The sequence below is a fragment of the Pseudomonas sp. MWU13-2100 genome, assembly GCF_023242365.1.
Classification (GTDB): Bacteria; Pseudomonadota; Gammaproteobacteria; order Pseudomonadales; family Pseudomonadaceae; genus Aquipseudomonas.
Map to the genome: position 1 here is coordinate 19254 of NZ_JALLIX010000039.1, position 18243 is coordinate 37496.

Here is an 18243-nt window from a genome sequence, read left to right on the forward strand (position 1 = left end):
TCAGCCCCTGGCCGGCGACGTGTCTTTCACATCGGCGGGGGTCGGCGCCATTTGCAGGTGCAACCGTTGGCCGGTGTAGGGCGTGTGCTGGCGCACCACGTCCATGTTCAGCTCGACGCCAAGGCCCGGCTCGCGGGACGGGATGATGTAGCCGTCTTCCCATTGCAGCGGCTTGGTCAGCACTTCGGCGTGGAAACCGCCCCAGGTCATGATGCTTTCCTGGATCAGGAAGTTCGGCGTGCAGGTCGCCAGCTGGAAACTGGCCGCGGCGCCGATCGGGCCGTTGTACAGGTGCGGGGCGATCTGCGCGTAGTAGGCCTCGGCCATGCTGGCAATCTTCTTGGCTTCCAGCAGGCCGCCGCAGCGCGCCACGTTCATCTGCAGGATCGACGCGCCGCCGGCCTGCAGCAGCTTGAAGAACTCGTATTTGGTGGTCAGCCGCTCGCCGGTGGCAATCGGGATCGTGGTCTTGGCCGCCACTTGCGCCATCGCCTCTTCCTGGCCGGGCGGTACCGGCTCCTCGAACCACAGCGGATCGTATTTCTCCAGGCGCTTGGCCAGGCGAATCGCCGAGGACGGCACCATTTGCCCGTGGGTGCCGAACAGCAGGTCGCACTTGTCACCCACCGCTTCGCGGATCTTGCGGCAGAAGGTTTCGCAGCGCTCCAGCACTTCCAGGGAGATCTGGTGGCCGGAATAGGCGGTGTAAGGTCCGGCCGGGTCGAACTTCACGGCGGTAAAGCCCAGCTTCATGTTCTCTACCGCGCATTCGGCGGCGAGGTCCGGGTCGTCGTAGTCATACTCGCCACGGCTGTTGACCGGGTACAGGTAGGTGTAGGAACGCAGGCGCTCGTTGACCTTGCCGCCCAGCAGCTCATACACCGGCTTGTTCGCCGCCTTGCCGATGATGTCCCAGCAGGCCATCTCCAGGCCGCTGACCACGCCCATCATGGTCAGGTCCGGACGCTGGGTGAAACCGCTGGAATAGGCCTGGCGGAAGAAGCGCTCGATATGGTGCGGGTCCTGGTCCTGCAGGTAGCGCTCGAACACGTCCTCGATGATCGGCACCATGGCCTTGGGGCCGAAGGTGGCGGCGTAGATCTCGCCGACGCCCTCGATGCCGCAGGCGGTCTTGAGCTTGACGAACAGCCAGTACATGCCGCCGATATGCGGCGGCGGTACGGCGACGATATGGGTTTCCAGGGAGACGATTTTCATATCAGGCACCTGCCTTTTTATTGATCAGCGCACGCAGCGCCAGGGCCGCCAGGGTTCCAAGCCCGCCGATAAAGGCGATGTAGCCGAAATACAGTTTGTAACCGAGGGCGCCAGGGAAGTTTTCCGTGAGATAACCGTTGATCAACGGGATAAAGGTGTCCGGCAGGTAGCCGACCACCGAGACAATGCCGATGGCCAGACCGGTGATCCGCAGCGGGATCTTGCAGGTGTCGAGGATCGCCCAGTACAAGCCGCGAATGGCGTAGGTCATCAAGCCGATAAAGATCACCGTGGCCACCAGCAGGCCGATGCTGCCCAGCGCCGGGAAGACGATCAGCCCGAGGATGCCGAGGGTCGCCAGCAGCAGCGCGACGATCAGCACCGAGATATTCGAGAACTTGTCACCCAGGTAGCCGCCGCCGAGACCGCCGATGGGGCGCATCCACAACTTGATGGTGGTGATGGTGCCGGCCATGACCGCGGTCATGCCGCTGCCTTGCAGGTAGTCGGAGAAACTGTAGGTGGCCCAGAAGATGTGATAACCGCAGAACACGATGGCGGTCACCAGCCACAACTCGGGAATCTTCACCAGGAAGGCCAGGTCGCCGAGCAGGCTGTGCGAGGCCTTTTCTTCCTGGGTTTCAACGGCCGCCACGGACTGGGGGTCCTTGAGCGACACCAACACGCAACCGATGGCGATACAGGTGAAGGAGTACAGGTAGACCACATGCTTGAAGCCTTCGGCGGCCGACTCGCTGCGGGTCTCGGTGGCGTAGGCGAACAACCCCAGTGCCACAGTGGCGAGCATGGCTTCCACCAGGCCGCGACCGCCGTCGAGGATGCCGAAAAAACGCCCCTGCTCGGAGGCCTCGGCGATCATCTTGACCCGCTTGAGCACCGAGGCCCAGAAGGTCAGGCCGGTGGTCAGCCCCCAGCAGCCGAAGATGATCATCAGACCGGTCATGGACGGTGCGGTGGAATACCAGATACCCAGCAAGCCGGTGGCCACCAGCGAGAAGAAGATCAGCAAACGCGGCGCCAGGCGATCCGCCAGCCAGCCGCTGGGCAGGTAGCTGAGCAGGAAGAGGGTACCGAGCATCGAGTACAGGTAACCCAGCTCGCTGTGATTGATATGGAACACTTCGAGCATGGTGGTCTGGTAGACCTGGCGCAGGTAGAGGATCGGGTAGATCGCCCCGGCGGCCAGCACCAGCAACATCAGTTGGAAATAACGACTGCCCTTGTCGCTTTTGGCGGACGTGGCGGCGGCGTGAACCTGAACAGCAGCAGGCTTGGACATGTACAGGGACCTCGGGCGATCCGGCAGTGCACGGTCGCCCTTCTCTATCGATTGTTGTTATTGGAGTAGCGTGTCGCGTAACGCCTGCCTCAGTACTTCATGACCACCAGCCGGGTCTGGGTGAACTCGAGCATGCCGTGCTTGCCGTCATCGCCACCCAGGCCGGAACGCTTCCAGCCGGCGTGGAATCCCTGGTAGGGGTCGGCCGGGGTGCGGTTGACATAGAGCTCGCCGGACTCGATGGCATTCGCCACTTTCATCGCCGTGCGGTAGTTCTCGGTATAGAGCACCGACGACAGGCCGAACTGGTGATCGTTGGCCATGGCCAGCGCCTCGTCGATATCACGGTACTTGAGCACCGGCAGAACCGGGCCGAAGATTTCTTCCTGGACGACCTCCATGTCCTGGCGGCAACCGCTGAGCAGGGTCGGCGGGTAGAAATGCCCGGCGCCTTCGGGGATCACGCCACCGGTTTCCAGCACCGCACCCGCAGCCACGGCGCGCTCGACCATGGCGTGGATATTGCGCCGTGAACTGGCATTGACCAGCGGTCCCATCAGGCTGGCATCCGTCGCTCGATCACCAAACCGCACCGCGCTGATTTTCTCTTTCAGCAGGACGAGGAAACGGTCGTGCACGCTTTCGTGGACATAGACCCGCTCCACTGCCGTACACAGCTGACCGCAGTGGGTGGTCTTGGAGGCGACGATGGCGCTGGCGGCCTGTGCCAGGTTTGCATCGGCCTCGATGATCGCCGGGGTCTTGCCGCCCAGTTCCAGGGACGGCTTGGCGATATTGGCCTTGCAGTAGTCGAGCACGATGCGCCCGGCGTTGACGCTGCCGGTCAGGGTGATCAGGCCGACGGCCTTGTGGGTACAGACGCTGGCGGCAGTATCGTGGTCCATGGTCAGGATATTCACCACACCGGCGGGCAGGCCGGATTGCTGCACGGCCCGGGCGATTTCAAATGCCGAGATCGGCGTGTTGTTGCTCGGACGCACCACCACGGTATTGCCGGCGATCAGCGCCGGGGCGATCTTGCGCAGCAGGGTGTAGACCGGGTAGTTGAACGGAATCAGGCAGGCGACGACGCCGATGGGCTCGCGCTGCAGGAACAGGTTTTCATCCGGGGTATCGCTGGGAATGATCTCGCCTTCGATGCGCCGTGCCCATTCGGCATGGTAGCGGGTGATCTGCGCGGCATAACGGGCTTCATTGCTGGCGTCGGCGACGCTCTTGCCGGACTCCGCCGCCAGGGCCTGGCCGATGTCTTCGGCGCAGGCTTCCAGGGCGCTGGCCAAGCTGCGCAGATGCTCGGCGCGCTCGATACTGGTGAGTTTGCCCCAGAGTTTCTGGGCGGAGGCGGCGGCCTCGACGGCCTCGACCGCTTCGCCGCAGGTGGCGGCCGGGACATGATCGATCAGGGTTTCGGTGGCCGGGTTGTAGACCGCGATCCGGGCGGAGCCGGCGGGCTCGACGAACTGACCGTTAACAAAATTGCGCTGGGTGGACATCTACGGGTTCTCGTACTTTTCTTATCTGAGAGCCAGCAGTCTTGTCATCCGGCGCGGGATGAACAAACGATTAATTCAAGCGGTAAACATTCAAAAAATGCAGGTTACCTGCTATGTCATAGATAAATCGCACTTGTGGCGAGCGGGCTTGCCCGCGCTGGGGCGCGAAGCGGCCCTGAAACCAGGCAATTCAGCACATTCAGACAGAATGCGTCAGACGGTTTTACGACTGCTTCGCAGCCGAGCGGGGGCAAGCCCCCTCGCCACCAAAACAGCCCTGCCCCCTCTTTAACGGGCAGGCATGATCACCGGGGTAGAAGGCTCCAATTGTCGCCGCGCCAGTTGCAGTTCTTCCTGCAGCCACTGGCTGAAAATCTGCAACTGGGGGATCTGCGTCTGCTCCTGGCGGGTCACCAGCCAGTAGGACTGGTGCCCGTCGACATGCACATTGAGCACCTGGGTCAACTGCCCGCAGGCCAGTTCGCCGGCCACCATGTGCCAGTCGGCGATGGTGATACCCAGGCCGTCGATAGCCGCGCGAATCGCCAGGTCCAGCAGATCGAACTCATAACCGCTCAAGGTCTCCACGCCACTGATCCGCGCCGCGTCCAGCCAGTGTTTCCAGGTCAGGTAGCGCTGGTCCTCCTTGGCCAGCACATGCAGCAGGGTCAGGCGGTTCAGGTCGATCTCTTCCTGCCCGCTCAACTCTCGGGCATACAGGCTCGGCGAACACACGGCAATATGCCGCTCATGCATCAACAACGAACTGTCCAAGCCATCCCATTCGCCATCGCCGAAACGGATCGCGCAATCCAGGGTACTGGTCTCGGCCAGGCTGTCCTGCAGCCGCGTGGTGATGCTCAGTTCCAATCCCGGATGCTGCTGACGCAAACGCCCCAGGCGCGGTAGCAGCCAGCGGCTGGTAAAGGTCGGCGGCGCATTGATGCGCAGGCGGTTGGCGTGGTTCTTCTCCTGGATGCCGCGCACGGTCATCTCGATCTTGTCGAAAGACTGATGCAGCGCGCGCAGCAACACCCGCCCGGCACTGGTCAATTCGAGGTGGTGATGACGACGCTCCAGCAGGCTTTCGCCCAGTTGCTCCTCAAGCTGACGGACCTGGCGGCTGACGGCGCTCTGGGTCACGTTCAGCAGCTCGGCGGCGCGGGTAAAGCTGCCGGTGCTGCCAGCCACTTCGAAGGCTTTGAGCGCATTGAGCGCGGGCATTTTGCGTTTCAAGAAAAGGCACTCACCAAGGGCGGACAACCACAAGCATCGCATGGGGCCAGGGGTGGGTAACATTCCTTTTTGTCTATCGTCCTACAAAAATCAGAATCCTGTACGCCGCCTCAAAACACGAACCTGCCGCAGATCCAGAGCACGACACACATCCTGTGGGAGCCTGGCGAGCCAGCGAAGGGGCCCTCAAGATCGCTAAAAGCTTCGCTGGCAAGCCAGGCTTCCACAGGTTCCGTTGTGCTCTCAAGATCAGCGACGAAGCAGGTTGCGATCAAATGTCGCTTTTGTAAGAAAACCGTCGCTGCAAGATAAATAGCACGCGTATTTCGCACACCCCTCATGAGTATTCAGCACTGGTTCTTTTCAACTTATAAACGCTACCCTGCCCTGTAACTTTAAATGAAAAATTTCCACGCACTTACATTGGGCGCCACAGCCACTTTCGCCCCATTGTGCAGCACCTCTTTCCGATAACTTACTTTTCCAGGCCACGCAATGACAGTGATTAAAAACACGCCAACAAGAACTCTCGGCCTGCTCGCCTTTATATTTACCTGCTGCAACGCCAGCACCCACGGTTTCAGTGTCTTCCTTTATTCCGCCTTGTTACCCGAGATCCGCCAGCACTTCTCCCTGAGTTACAGCCAGGCGGCCTCAATTGCCGCGTTGCTGCAACTCTTCTATATGGGCGCCTCGATTGCCAGCGGGATCGCCGCTGCCTGGATCAGCCCCCTGAACATGGTGCGCCTGACCATGCTGCTCAGCCCGGCGTTGCTGGCGCTGGCGGTCGCCACGCCCTGGGCCCTGCCCTTCGCCCTCTGCCTGGCGCTGGTTTCGGCCTGCGCGGTGTCCAACTGGAACGCGATTGCCGCCCTGGCCGGCGAAGTGATTCCCGCGTCCCACCGCAGCCGAGTGCTGGGCCTGGCCTCCTCCGGGGCGGCCTTCGCCATCTGCCTGAACGGCATCCTGATCGCCGTGCTCCAGGGTATTTCCCTGGGCGCTTTCTGGCTGATCTGCGCCGGGCTCACATCGATCGTCACCCTGCTGACCCTCTGGGCCCTGGCGCCCCTCGGCCGCCAGCCGGACACCCGCGCCACGGCGGGCACCTCATTGGGTCGGGTGCTCCGACAGTGGCTGCGCTTATGCGTGGAGCAACCCGTCGCCCTGCATATCCTGCTGCTCAGTGGCTTTATCGGCAGCATCAGCGGCCCGTTCCTCAATTTCCTCTCGGCCTTCGTCACTGAACGCCTGGACGCCGGCCCGCAGGTCACCGGCTCGCTCTGGACCTTGATCGGCGCCTGTGGCGCATTGGGCGGGATGTCGTTGGGATCACTGGCTGACCGCTGGGGGGCGTTGCGGGTGATGGCTATCAGCATCGGTGCCTTCGGCCTGGCCATGCTCGGCCTGCTGCTGCACCCCGGTCTGCTGCTGATCTGGCTGGCCGCCGGGCTGTTCGCGCTGTTCTACTTTCCAGTCTGGGGGCTGATGGCCGCCTATCTCAGTGCTCGCCTGACACCGGTGCAAAGCCTGCAAGTGGTCAGCCTGAGCATGGTCGGCTACGGCCTGGGCAGCGCCAGCGCGAACTGGGCCAACGGTTTGTTGCTGCAAGCCGGCGGCTCGTTCGCCATCATCCATGCCTGGATCGCCGGCTGGGTCCTCGCCAGCCTGCTGTTACTGCAGGTCATGGCTCGCCACCAGCGCCGTCGACCGCTGCTCCAGAAACCGATCTGAACGAAGCAACTGGCGCCCGAGCATCTCCACCATCGCGTCGAGCCCCGGTTCCAGACAGGCCGACGAACGCCAGAGCATCAAGCGAGCCGGTTCGATGGCCGGGAAGCCGTCCCGCTCATCCAGAATCCGCCAGCCTTCCGGTACCAGCCGGCGGGCGGTCACCCCGACCGTTTCACCGCCCTCGATGGCCACGCCGATCCCCCGCGGACTCTGGCTGGTGTAAACCACATGCCAGGAACGGCCAGCCTCGGCCAGGGCGTCGATGGCATTGGCGCGAAAGGCACAGCCTTCGGCATAGACCGCCAGCGGCAGCGACTGGTCGTCGGCCCAGGAACGGGCATCTGCAGTCACCCAGACCAGCGGCTCATCGCAGAGAAATTCACCTGGCTGCAGGTTGGCGTGCTGCACCCCGAGTACCAGGTCCAACTCACCGCGCTGCAAGCGCCCGACCAGGGCCACCGAGGCTTCGCAGCAAACGTCCGGACGGACCTTGGGAAAGTGTTCGCGAAAATCGCGCAAGACTGCGGCCAGGCAATATTGCGCGTAATCCTCGGGCATCCCGACATGGATGCAGGCGAGGTCATTGGGTAGATGGGCGGCGTTGATCGCCTCGTTGTGCAGCTTGAGGATGCGCCGCGCATAGATCAGGAAGGTCTCGCCGCTGGGGGTCAGGCTGATACTGCGGCTGGTGCGGTGGATCAACGGCGTGCCCACCACCTCTTCCAGCCGTTGCAGGCTCTGGCTGATGGTCGACTGGGTTTTATGCAGGCGCGCGGCCGCCGCCGAAAACCCCTGGCATTCAATAATGGCGACAAACACCTTGAGCAATGTTCCGTCCAGATGACCTGACATAACTATCGCTCCCACCGATGGATTCGATCGTAACTCATCATTTCTATTATTCCTGTTTTTAAGCAACTATCGATTCAACGCCGAGACAACTTCGAACCTTGCACTGGCGACCAATGATCGTTAACTTCAGGAGCCCGAAATGAGCCTTCAACTTGCCGATGCCGAAGTCGGTGATATCTGCGATATCGTCAACACCGAACGTTATCCCATTCATGATTCGGGCCATGTCCAATTACAGGCGCTGATCGATCACGCCCGCGCCGAACTGGCCGTCGACGGTTGCTGCCTGCTGAAGAACTTCCTGCGCCCCGAAGTGCTGGAACAGGCCCGCCTCGAAGGCCAGGCACTCTCGGACAAGACGTTTTATTCGGTACGCAAGGTCAACGCCTACTTCACCGAAGACGATCCCTCGCTGCCGGCCGAAGACCCGCGCCGCACCTTCATGGAGCGCACCAGCGGCTTCGTGACGCGCGACATGATCGCCCCGGACGCGATTATTCACCGGCTCTACGTCTCGCCGATGATGAAACGTTTCATTGGCGCCTGTCTGGGGGAACCGGAGATTTTCGAATACGCCGACCCCTTTGCCGGCCTGGTGATCAACGTGATGCCGGAGGGCACCCAGCAGCCGTGGCACTTCGACACCAACGAATTCATCGTCAGCATGATGACCCAGAAGCCCGAGGCCGGCGGCCTGTTCGAGTACGCGCCGATGATCCGCTCGCGCACGGCGGAAAACCTCGGCGCGGTGGGCCAGGTGGTACGGGGCGAGGATCGCAGCCGGGTGAAATACCTGGAACTCAATCCCGGTGACCTGCAGATCTTCAAGGGCCGCTTTTCGGTGCACCGGGTGACCCGTGTCGAAGGCGCAATCGAGCGCAATACCGCGATCTTCGCCTACTCGGAAAAGCCCGGAATCATTGGCCGCGCCGAACGCACCAAGCAGCTCTACGGGCGGCTCTCCGAAGCCCATCTGCAAGCCGAACGCAGCCGGGTGCGCAGCGACCAATTGCTCGACTGAACACACGGGCTCCTACAGGTTTCGTTGCGCCTTCGAGACGCCGCCACGCCCAGAAAGCACCTCAGTGCTCACAAGAACCTATTTTCATCACCGACCGGTATCAGCGAGGAACACCCCATGAGTCTTTCCGGCCCCAACCGCCACCCCGCCGACTGCGAACCCACCTACGCCGAGATCCAGCAGATCCAGCTGGACCGCCTGCAACGGGTGCGCAACGAGCTGAAAAAGCGCGACTACGCCGCCTGTGTGCTGTTCGACCCGACCCATATGCGCTACGCCACCGGTTCGCGCAACATGCAGGTGTACTCGGCACGCAACCCGGCCCGCTACGCCTTTATCCCCGCCGAAGGCCCGGTGGTGGTCTTCGAATTCGGTGGCTGCCTGCACCTGGCCGAGTCGTTGAACACTGTCGATGAAGTACGGCCGGCCAAGGCCATCTCCTACTACTTCTGCGACAGTTTCCTGAGCAATGTCACCGCCGACTGGGCCGCCGAAATCGACGACCTGGTACGCCAATGCGGCGGCGGCAAGCGCATCGCCATCGAGAGCGCCACCTCGGCGGCGGCCTTCGAGTTGCAGAAGCTCGGCTACCAGGTCTTCGATGCCCAGGAACCGCTGGAACGCGCACGCTGCATCAAGGTAGCGAACGAGCTGAAGATGATCCGCGCCAGCCTGCGCGCCACCGAGGCCGGCGTGAGGCTGATGGAAAGCAAACTCCAGCCCGGCATCAGCGAAAACCAACTCTGGTCGCACCTGCACCAGCATGTGATCGCCACCGACGGCGACTACGTGGAAACCCGCCTGCTGTCCTCCGGACCGCGCACCAACCCCTGGTTCCAGGAATGCAGCACGCGACCCATCGAAGCCGGCGACCTGGTGGCGCTGGACACCGATGTGGTCGGTCGTTTCGGCTACTACGCGGATTTCTCGCGGACCTTTCTCTGCGGTGAACAGGCCGCCACGCGCAAGCAGCAGGAGTTGTACAAGCTGGCCTATGAGCAGGTGCAGACCAATATGGAAATGCTCAAGGCCGGACGCAGCTTCAAGGAGTATGCGGAGCTGGCCTGGAAAATCCCCGACCACTACAAGGCCAACCGTTATTTCGCCCTGGCCCACGGGGTTGGCATGACCGGTGAATACCCCTACGTGGTGCACCGCGAGGACATCGATGCACTGGGCTATGACGGGGTCTTCGAGGCGGGCATGACCATTTGCGTGGAAAGCTACATCGGCCACGACGAAGGCGGCGAAGGGGTCAAGCTCGAAGAGCAGATCTATATCCACGAACACGGTATCGAGCTGCTCTCGGACTATCCGTTCGACCCGCGCCTGCTGCCGAGTTGAACCCTGCGGCATGGATTCGTGAAACCACCAGGAGCGTGTCTGGCGCGGGCGGACAATCAGTAATGTGCGTTTTAGGAATTTTCCTACGCTGAATTTATCGTTTGTTCATCCGCAGCCAGATGACAAAACTGCGAGCATCTCAAATAAAAACAACACGAGAACCGCACCATGTCCTATCCCACGTCCCGCCTCCTGAATGCTCCGCGCTTTGATCTGCCGTCGACGTTTTGCCTGACCGATCACGGGTCCGCCCTGGATCGCCAGCGCTAGCTGCCAACCCTCTGTTCGCAGTGGCACCCAAAAGACGCACTTACGCCCCAGTATCGGAGAGGCTCATGAAAGACCTGACTACCCTGGACGGCTCCGCGCCGCATCCAGCCGTGGATGACCTGTGCACCCAAGCCAAGCGCGGCCAGATCAGCCGCCGGCAATTCCTCCACACCGCCACCCTGCTCGGTATCACCGCTGCCAGCGCCGGCAGCTTCCTCGGCCCGGTGCTGTTCGGTGATTCGGCCCAGGCCGCCGAGCTCGCCACCCCACGCGGCGGCGGCAGTCTGCGCTTTGCCTGCGCGATCCAGGAAATCCAGGACCCGATGCTCATCACCTGGATCGAAGCCTCGAACCTGATGCGCAACAGCCTGGAATACCTGACCTGGGTCGATGCGCAGAACATCACTCATCCCTACCTCGCCGAAAGCTGGAAGCCCTCGGACGACCTCAAGGAGTGGACCTTCAACCTGCGCCAGGACGTCAAGTGGAGCAACGGCGACGCTTTCAACACCGACGACGTCGAACACAACTTCCAACGCTGGACCGGCGCCGAGTCCAAGTCGGTCAATCGCACCGCGTTCCAGGACATCGCTTCATTCGAAAAACTCGGGCCTTACCAGTTCAAGCTGGTGCTCAAGCGGCCGATCCTGGCAATTCCGGAAATGCTCAACGCCTTCACCTGCGCCATCGTCCATCGCAGCTTCAAGGCCGGTGACGACTGGTCGAAAAACCCGCTCGGCACCGGTCCTTTCGCGCTCACCTCGTTCGCCGTGAACAAGCAAGCCACCTTCGCCAAACGCGCCGACTACTGGGGCAAGCCGGCCTACCTGGATGAGCTGCGGTATGTCGACATGGGCACCGACGTGTCCACCCAACTGGCCGCCCTGCAAGCCGGGCAAGTCGACGTGCTGTACCGCGTCACCGTGGCCGAACTGGACCTGGCCAAGCGCCTGCCCAACGCCAAGCTGCTGACCTGCAAATCGGCGCAGACCGTGGTGATGCGCATGGCCGTGGACCAGAAGCCGTTCGACGACCTGCGCATCCGCAAGGCCGTGGCGCTCTGCGCCGACAACGCGCAAATGCTCAAGATCGCCTATCGCGGCATGGGCACCCTGGGCGAGGACCACCATGTGGCGCCGTCGCACCCGGAATACTTCCCGCTGCCCAAGCGCGCCCGCGACGTGGCCCAGGCCAAGGCGCTGCTGGCCGAAGCCGGACACCCCAAGGGCATCGACATCGACCTGATCGTCGGCAACACCCAGGGCCGCTACGAGCAGGACACCGCGCAGATCCTCCAGCAGAACTGCCTGGAAGCCGGCATCCGCATCAACCTCAAGGTGATTCCCGCCACCCAGTACTGGCCGATCTGGGACAAGGCCGCCTTCAGCCTCACCTACTGGGCCCATCGCCCGCTGGGGGTGATGTCCCTGGAATTGGCCTACCGCGGCGGCGGTGCCTGGAACGAAAGCCACTACCACGACCCGGCCTTTGATGCCGCCCTGGACAAGGCCATGGGCATCGTCGATCCGAAACAGCGCGCCCTGGCGATGCAAAGTGTGGAGCAGATCCTCCAGGACGCCTGCGTCATCATCCAGCCGTTCTGGGCCGACAAGTTCACCGCCACGTCACAGAAGGTCCAAGGCTTCCAGGTCCACCCATCGGACTTCTACCCGATGAACGAAACCTGGCTCAGCGCCTGATCCGACCTCTGAAACAATGAGCTCGCCCACCCCGTGCGGCGAGCCGGCAACTGTATAGCCGGAGCATGCAAACATGGCTGATTTTCTGTGGCGCAAGCTACTGGCCCTGGCAGCGACTTTATTGTCGGTGTCACTGATCGTTTTTTTCGCCCTGGAGCTGAACATCGAGGACGTCGCGATCAACGTCCTCGGTCCCTACTCCGCCGCCGACCAACGCGCCGCCTGGCTCACCGAGCACGGCTACGACCAGCCGTTCCTGTGGCGCTACCTGATCTGGCTGAAGGACTTCGTCAGCGGCCACTGGGGCACCTCGGTGCACTTTCGCGAGCCGGTGATGGACCTGCTGCTGCCCAACCTGGGACAGACCCTGATGCTCGCCGGTCTCGCCTTGCTGATCATGGTCCCCGTGGCCCTGACCCTCGGCGTGCTGGCCGGGATTCGCCAGGGTTCGCTGCTGGACCGCCTGGTGTCGTTCCTGTCCATCGTCACCACCTCGATCCCGGACTTCGCCAGTGCGGTGTTCGTCTCGGCGATCTTCGTCTTCTGGCTCAACTGGCTGCCGGGCGTAAGCAGCATGAGCGACGGTTTCAGCGCCCTGCAACTGGCGATGCCGCTGATGGTGCTGTGCCTGTTCGGCGTCGGCTACCTGGCGCGGATCACCCGCGCCTCGATGGTCGAAGTGATGCAGGCGCCGTACATCCGTACCGCCCGCCTCAAGGGCGCCTCGACGGCGCGTATCGTGCTGCGCCATGCGCTGCGCAATGTGCTGATCGCGCCGATCACGGTGATCATGCTGTACATCCCGTGGCTGCTGTCCAACGTCATCGTGGTCGAGGTGTTCTTCGCCTACAAGGGCTTCGGCTCGCTGCTCTACACCGCCTCCCTGAACCATGACGTCTACCTGATCGAGGCCTGCGCCATGATCAGCGCGCTGGTGGTCGGCGCGACCAAGATCTTCTCCGACCTGGCCTATACCTGGCTCAACCCGCGCATCACCTTGCGCAGCCTCGGCGGGAGTGCCCGATGAATCTTCTGCATGCTTTCAAGAACCCCTTGGCGGCCCTGGGCCTGTGCCTGGTGGGCGGCTGGGTGATCCTCGGGATCTTCGCCCCGTGGCTGGCGCCCCATGACCCGCTGGAAAGCTTCACCCCGCTGCTGACGCCGTTCAGCGACGACGGCAGCGGCCAGACCTTCCTGCTCGGCACCGATGTACTGGGCCGCGATATTCTCTCGCGGCTGATCTGGGGCACCCGCACGGTGCTGCTCTGGTCGACCCTGGCGACCCTCACCGCGTTTGCCTTCGGCATCGCCATGGGCCTGTGCGCCGGCTACTTCAATGGCTGGGTCGACTCGGTCCTGTCCTATATCGCCGACACCGTGCTGTCGTTCCCGGTGCTGGTGCTGTACATCGTGATCATCATCGCCCTCGGCGCCTCGGCGCTGAACATCCTGATCGCGGTGACCTTCACCAGCGCCCCGGCGATCTTCCGGATCATGCGCGCCCTGACCATGGACCTGCGTTCACGCGACTATGTACTCAGCGCCATCACCCAGGGCGAAGGCGCGCTACGGATCATGACCGTGGAAATCCTGCCGAACTGTGGCGGCCCGCTGATCGTCGATTTCTGCCTGCGCATCGGCTACACCGCGATCATGATCGGTGCCCTCGGCTTCCTCGGCCTCGGCCTGCCACCGCCGACCCCGGACTGGGGCGGCATGATCAACGAAGGCCGCAGCATGGCCATCGCCTTCCCGCACCTGGTGATCTTCCCGTGCATTGCCATCTCCACCCTGATGCTCGGCCTCAGCCTGCTGGCGGACGGCCTGGACGAACACGCCCAGAAAGGCACAAGGAGTTGAGTATGAGCAGCCAACAAGTATTGCGCGTCGAGGGGCTGTCCATCGAACTGCCGCCAGGCGCGGACCGCCGCCATGCGGTAGAGAAGATCGACCTGGACGTGCGCAAGGGTGAAATCCTCTGCGTGATCGGCGAGTCCGGCTCGGGCAAATCTGTGCTCTCCGGCGCCATCATGGGCGACTACGCCAAGGGCCTGCGCCACAGCGAAGGGCGGATCGATTTCCTCGGCGAGGACATCTGCAACATGCCTGAAGCGCAGTTGCGCGGCCTGCGCGGCAACCGCATCGCGATGATCTTCCAGGAGCCCATGGCGGCCCTCAATCCGGCGATCCGTATCGGCCGGCAAGTGGAGGAGATCTTCGAGATCCACGCCCCGCGGATGGGCGCGGCCGAGCGCCGCGAACGCATGCTCGCGTTGCTCGAGTCGACCCAGTTGCCGGAGCCGCCACGGATCGCCCACAGCTTTCCTCATCAACTCTCCGGCGGCCAATGCCAGCGGGTGGTGATCGCCATGGCCCTGGCGATGAACCCCGACCTGCTGATCGCCGACGAGCCGACCACCGCCCTGGACGTCACCACCCAGGCCCAGGTCCTCAAGCTGATCCGCGAACTGCGTGGGCGCGGCCAGCACGGCATCCTGTTCATCACCCATGATTTCGGCGTGGTGGCGGAAATCGCCGACCGCATCGCGGTGATGGAAGGTGGCCGGCTGGTGGAGATCGGCGAACGCGACCAGGTCCTGCAGGCGCCCCGCCACGCCTACACACGCAAGTTGATCGCCGCGGTCCCGGCACTGAACCCGGAGCTGCATGCACCCTGCGCCGACGGTGAGATCGCCCTGCGCATCGAACACCTGAACAAGACCTACCACGTCGAAGGCCGCCAGGTCTGCGCGCTCAAGGATGTCTCGCTGCAACTGCCACGGGGCAAGACCCTGGCGATTGTCGGCGAGTCCGGCTCGGGCAAGAGCACCCTGGTCAAGGCGGCGATCCGCCTGGTGGACAGCGACAGCGGCCATGTCTGGCTCGGCGACAGCGACTTCCTCGCGCTCAAGGGCGAGGCGCTGGCCCGGGGGCGGCGGCAGATCCAGATGATTTTCCAGGACCCCTACGGCTCGCTCAATCCGCGCCATCGGGTCGGCGACATCATCGCCCGCGCCGCGCAATTGCGCGGCCTGTCGGCCAAGGAGGCGTGGATCGAAGCCGGCGACCTGCTGGAGCAGGTCGGCCTCAAGCGCGACGCGCTGAAACGCAAGCCAAGGCAGTTCTCCGGCGGCCAGCGCCAGCGCATCGGTATCGCCCGCGCCCTGGCCATGCGCCCGCAGGTCCTGATTGCCGATGAAAGCGTTTCGGCACTGGATGTCTCGGTGCAGAAACAGGTGCTGGAGTTGCTCGCCGAACTCCAGCAGCGACTGAACCTGAGCATCCTGTTCATCACCCACGACCTGCGCGTGGCGGCGCAGATCAGCGATCACATCGCGGTGATGCGCCAGGGCGAAGTGGTCGAGTACGGCAGCGCCGAACAGGTGCTGTTGCAACCTCGGCACGCCTACACCCAGACCCTGCTGGCCGCCGCGCCCGGGGCTTCGGTGCGACCGCCAACCCAGGCGGGACCGGCAGCGGGCCTGAGTGCCGCCGGCGCCTGACCCACGCGGCCCGCTACCACCTGGAGGCTGTTCGCAAGCTTCGTCGTAGCGGGCCCTACCCCTTTCATCCAGACCGCGCTTTTGCCGTGGCCGGGATGGCTGTTGCCAACAATAAACCTAGAGAAGAGACGGAGCGACCATGAACTTGAACACCACCCGGGCCTTGCGCTCATTGACCCCGCTGGCGCTGTTGGGCGCCCTATCCACGCCCGCGATGGCGATCCAGGTCACCGACAACCTGGACATCGGCGGCGCCATCCGCTATCGCTGGGACTACGCGCCGGATCGCGATATCCAGAAGTTCAACTTCGACACCGCGTTCATCACCGCCAAGTACAACTCCGACACCTGGATCGCCGCCGCCAAGTACCGTTTCTACGGACGCTCCTACCCCTACCAGTACACCGATCGCATCGGCGCGGTGCAGTTCGCCGAGACCGCCTGGGTCGGCTATAAATTCAACCCGGACCAGCAGGTGCAGGTCGGCCTTAACCAGATTCCATTCGGCCTGCAACCCTACTTCGGCAGCACCTTCTATGAAACCCTGGGCAACGTGGTCGGCCTGGAAGACGTGGAACAGGTCGGCGCCAAGTACATCCAGCAGAGCGGCGACTGGAACCTGCAAGCCGGCTTCTACCTGCGCCCGGCCCTGCAAGGGCGTGGCACCAGCAACGGCGACACCTACTCCAGCGTGGTCTCCCGGGCCGACAGCTATGTGACCGATGGCAGCAACAACCAGGAGCACAACACCGCGGTGGTGCGCCTGGCCAAAGCCATGCAACTGGGTAACTGGAAGTCCGAGGTGGGGATCTCGGGCCTGACCTCGACCCTGGAGAACCGCGACACCCGCGAAGACGGCCGGCGCAATGCCGTGGCCATCCACTACCTGGGCAAGGACGGTCCGTGGGGCCTGCAATTGCAGGCGGCGCGCCAGCAGATGTCACCACGCAATCCCGGCAGCAACGAGGTGGTGACCTTCGGTGGCTATGACGGCACCTTCAACGTCGCCAGCCGCGGTAACCTCTACGTCGCCGACTTGAGCTACGACGTCGACGGCAAATACCTGCTCGACCAGATCAGCGGGATCAAGCTGTACGCCAACTACAGCGCGTTCGACAAATCGGCGGACGACTTCAAGACCTCCCAGCGCCTGATCCTCGGCACCTCGTTTTCGCTGAGCAAATTCTGGGTCGCCACCGAATGGCTGATCGGCAAGAACGATCCTTACATCGGGGGCAGCAGCTATACCCAGAGCCTCGCGGCCGGTGGTACCGATCTCTGGAAAAACCAGTTGTATGTGAACATCGGTTATTACTTCTGATTGTTCTGCCTGATGTGGAGCTGGCTTGCCAGCGATGAGGCCGGTGAGTCTTGCGCCGTCTGTTCAGCCTTCATCGCCAGCAAGTCGGCTGCCACATATCACCTGCTCATTTCATTGCGCATCTTTGTGGGAGAGCACCTGGGCTCTCCCACCTTTTTCCATTCCCGACGTTTTTTTTCACTCACTCCCGTCAAGCAATGCTTGCATCGTCCCCCCGCTGATAGTCAGATATCCCCTACAGAAAAAACACTTCCGAGAACAACAATAAACCGACTCCGCACTGGTCGACCCCGTGCTTCAACACGGTGTTTTCAAGGTGTGTGCCAGCCGGCCCGGAGTATCCATTTCATGCGTCAACTGCCCTCGCTGAACATGCTCCGCGTGTTCGAGGAAGTCGCCCGGCATCGCAGCTTCAGCCAGGCCGCCGCGTCCCTGAACGTCACCCAGGGCGCGGTCAGCCGACAGATCAAGCAACTGGAGGATTATCTCGGCGTCGCGCTGTTCGTGCGCACGCCCCGGGGCTTGTCGCTGACCGAATCGGGAACGGCCCTGGCCCCTCGGTTGGGCGATGCCTTCGACCATGTCGAGCGCGCCCTGCAAGCCGTGCGCGTACCCAACCTGCGCCAGCGCCTGCGTATCCTCGCGCCACCGACCTGGGCCACCCGCTGGCTGTCGGCGCACCTGCGGGCGTTCTGCCAGCGCTACCCTGATATCAGCCTCAGCGTAACCAACCAGGCCAGTCATGACAGCCTGGCCGAGGTCGACTGCCAGATCCGTTTCGGCCTGGAGGCGGCGGCGCATTGCAGCAGCCAACTGCTGGTGATGGAGCGACATATTGCCGTGGCGAGCCCGGAGTTGTTCGAACACGGCGAGGCGCCGGACCTGCGCCACTCTCCCCTGCTGCATATCCTGCATGACGGCAAGCGTCTCAAGGTCTGGGAAAACTGGCTGGCGGCCATGGGTCGTGAGGATGTCGATGCCCGGCAAGGACTGGAATTCAGCACATTGGACCAGGTGATCAACACCGCGCTGGCCGGTGGTGGGCTGGCGGTGATCGATCGGCAGATGATCGTCAGGGAGCTGGCCAATGGCAGCCTGCTGCCCATCACCCCGGTGGAGGTGGTCGGGCCGTATGGCTATTGGCTGGATGTGGCGAACGACAAGCAGGGACTGTCGAAAGTGCGGCTGTTTACCGAGTGGTTGAGCCTGGTGAGCAATCCCTGAGTTTTTCAG

The 18243-nt window shown here is 62.9% G+C and carries 14 protein-coding genes; 9 read left to right on the plus strand and 5 right to left on the minus strand.

The annotated features are described in order from the left end of the window. From M5B99_RS22885 to M5B99_RS22900, 4 genes are all read right to left on the minus strand, one after another. Complete coding sequence (locus M5B99_RS22885) at window positions 1-1218, minus strand: mandelate racemase/muconate lactonizing enzyme family protein (RefSeq protein WP_248806153.1); 1218 nt, start codon at window positions 1216-1218, stop codon at window positions 1-3. A 1-nt stretch (window position 1219) separates the two neighbouring features. Then, on the minus strand, window positions 1220-2518 hold the full coding sequence (locus M5B99_RS22890; protein WP_248806155.1) for an MFS transporter: 1299 nt from the start codon (window positions 2516-2518) through the stop codon (window positions 1220-1222). Between the two features lie 89 nt (window positions 2519-2607). Further along, a complete protein-coding gene (aldA, locus tag M5B99_RS22895) occupies window positions 2608-4032 on the minus strand; it encodes an aldehyde dehydrogenase (RefSeq protein WP_248806157.1) in 1425 nt (474 codons plus the stop codon). Between the two features lie 288 nt (window positions 4033-4320). After that, window positions 4321-5268: a LysR substrate-binding domain-containing protein gene (locus M5B99_RS22900; RefSeq protein ID WP_248806159.1), complete on the minus strand. Its 948-nt coding sequence runs from the start codon at window positions 5266-5268 to the stop codon at window positions 4321-4323. A gap of 495 nt (window positions 5269-5763) precedes the next feature. On the opposite strand from M5B99_RS22900, the gene M5B99_RS22905 reads away from it, so the two are divergent. Then, window positions 5764-6999 carry an MFS transporter gene (locus tag M5B99_RS22905; protein ID WP_248806161.1) on the plus strand — a complete coding sequence of 412 codons (1236 nt, stop codon included), beginning with the start codon at window positions 5764-5766 and terminating at the stop codon, window positions 6997-6999. Here M5B99_RS22905 and M5B99_RS22910 read toward each other — a convergent pair. Further along, window positions 6940-7851 carry a LysR substrate-binding domain-containing protein gene (locus tag M5B99_RS22910; RefSeq protein ID WP_248806164.1) on the minus strand — a complete coding sequence of 304 codons (912 nt, stop codon included), beginning with the start codon at window positions 7849-7851 and terminating at the stop codon, window positions 6940-6942. The genes M5B99_RS22905 and M5B99_RS22910 overlap by 60 nt on opposite strands. A 139-nt stretch (window positions 7852-7990) precedes the next feature. Here M5B99_RS22910 and M5B99_RS22915 point away from each other — a divergent pair, with 139 nt between their 5' ends. The 8 genes from M5B99_RS22915 to M5B99_RS22950 all read left to right on the plus strand — a co-directional run bounded on the left by M5B99_RS22915 (window position 7991) and on the right by M5B99_RS22950 (window position 18234). Further along, window positions 7991-8872 carry a hypothetical protein gene (locus M5B99_RS22915; protein WP_248806170.1) on the plus strand — a complete coding sequence of 294 codons (882 nt, stop codon included), beginning with the start codon at window positions 7991-7993 and terminating at the stop codon, window positions 8870-8872. 117 nt (window positions 8873-8989) lie between these two features. Further along, window positions 8990-10216 carry a M24 family metallopeptidase gene (locus M5B99_RS22920; protein ID WP_248806172.1) on the plus strand — a complete coding sequence of 409 codons (1227 nt, stop codon included), beginning with the start codon at window positions 8990-8992 and terminating at the stop codon, window positions 10214-10216. 335 nt (window positions 10217-10551) lie between these two features. Continuing rightward, window positions 10552-12186, plus strand: a complete 1635-nt coding sequence (locus M5B99_RS22925; RefSeq protein ID WP_248806175.1) for an ABC transporter substrate-binding protein — start codon at window positions 10552-10554, stop codon at window positions 12184-12186. A gap of 73 nt (window positions 12187-12259) precedes the next feature. Continuing rightward, window positions 12260-13213, plus strand: a complete 954-nt coding sequence (locus M5B99_RS22930) for an ABC transporter permease (RefSeq protein ID WP_248806178.1) — start codon at window positions 12260-12262, stop codon at window positions 13211-13213. Further along, window positions 13210-14046: an ABC transporter permease gene (locus tag M5B99_RS22935; RefSeq protein WP_152737538.1), complete on the plus strand. Its 837-nt coding sequence runs from the start codon at window positions 13210-13212 to the stop codon at window positions 14044-14046. Before M5B99_RS22930 ends, M5B99_RS22935 begins: the two co-directional genes overlap by 4 nt. 2 nt (window positions 14047-14048) lie before the next feature. Beyond that, window positions 14049-15689 (plus strand): dipeptide ABC transporter ATP-binding protein, encoded by a 1641-nt coding sequence (locus M5B99_RS22940; RefSeq protein WP_248806179.1) that lies wholly within the window; start codon window positions 14049-14051, stop codon window positions 15687-15689. Window positions 15690-15828: 139 nt separating this feature from the next. Further along, entirely contained in the window at window positions 15829-17010 is a 1182-nt protein-coding gene (locus tag M5B99_RS22945) for a hypothetical protein (protein ID WP_248799340.1), read from the plus strand. 348 nt (window positions 17011-17358) lie between these two features. After that, window positions 17359-18234, plus strand: a complete 876-nt coding sequence (locus M5B99_RS22950) for a LysR substrate-binding domain-containing protein (protein ID WP_248806183.1) — start codon at window positions 17359-17361, stop codon at window positions 18232-18234. Window positions 18235-18243: the final 9 nt, after the last annotated feature.

Bases quoted from the DNA above. Each gene is read 5' to 3' on its own strand.
- M5B99_RS22885 (WP_248806153.1), bottom strand. From the start codon at position 1,218: ATGAAAATCGTCTCCCTGGAAACCCATATCGTCGCCGTACCGCCGCCG.
- M5B99_RS22890 (WP_248806155.1), bottom strand. From the start codon at position 2,518: ATGTCCAAGCCTGCTGCTGTTCAGGTTCACGCCGCCGCCACGTCCGCC.
- aldA (WP_248806157.1), bottom strand. From the start codon at position 4,032: ATGTCCACCCAGCGCAATTTTGTTAACGGTCAGTTCGTCGAGCCCGCC.
- M5B99_RS22905 (WP_248806161.1), top strand. From the start codon at position 5,764: ATGACAGTGATTAAAAACACGCCAACAAGAACTCTCGGCCTGCTCGCC.
- M5B99_RS22910 (WP_248806164.1), bottom strand. From the start codon at position 7,851: ATGTCAGGTCATCTGGACGGAACATTGCTCAAGGTGTTTGTCGCCATT.
- M5B99_RS22915 (WP_248806170.1), top strand. From the start codon at position 7,991: ATGAGCCTTCAACTTGCCGATGCCGAAGTCGGTGATATCTGCGATATC.
- M5B99_RS22920 (WP_248806172.1), top strand. From the start codon at position 8,990: ATGAGTCTTTCCGGCCCCAACCGCCACCCCGCCGACTGCGAACCCACC.
- M5B99_RS22925 (WP_248806175.1), top strand. From the start codon at position 10,552: ATGAAAGACCTGACTACCCTGGACGGCTCCGCGCCGCATCCAGCCGTG.
- M5B99_RS22930 (WP_248806178.1), top strand. From the start codon at position 12,260: ATGGCTGATTTTCTGTGGCGCAAGCTACTGGCCCTGGCAGCGACTTTA.
- M5B99_RS22935 (WP_152737538.1), top strand. From the start codon at position 13,210: ATGAATCTTCTGCATGCTTTCAAGAACCCCTTGGCGGCCCTGGGCCTG.
- M5B99_RS22940 (WP_248806179.1), top strand. From the start codon at position 14,049: ATGAGCAGCCAACAAGTATTGCGCGTCGAGGGGCTGTCCATCGAACTG.
- M5B99_RS22945 (WP_248799340.1), top strand. From the start codon at position 15,829: ATGAACTTGAACACCACCCGGGCCTTGCGCTCATTGACCCCGCTGGCG.
- M5B99_RS22950 (WP_248806183.1), top strand. From the start codon at position 17,359: ATGCGTCAACTGCCCTCGCTGAACATGCTCCGCGTGTTCGAGGAAGTC.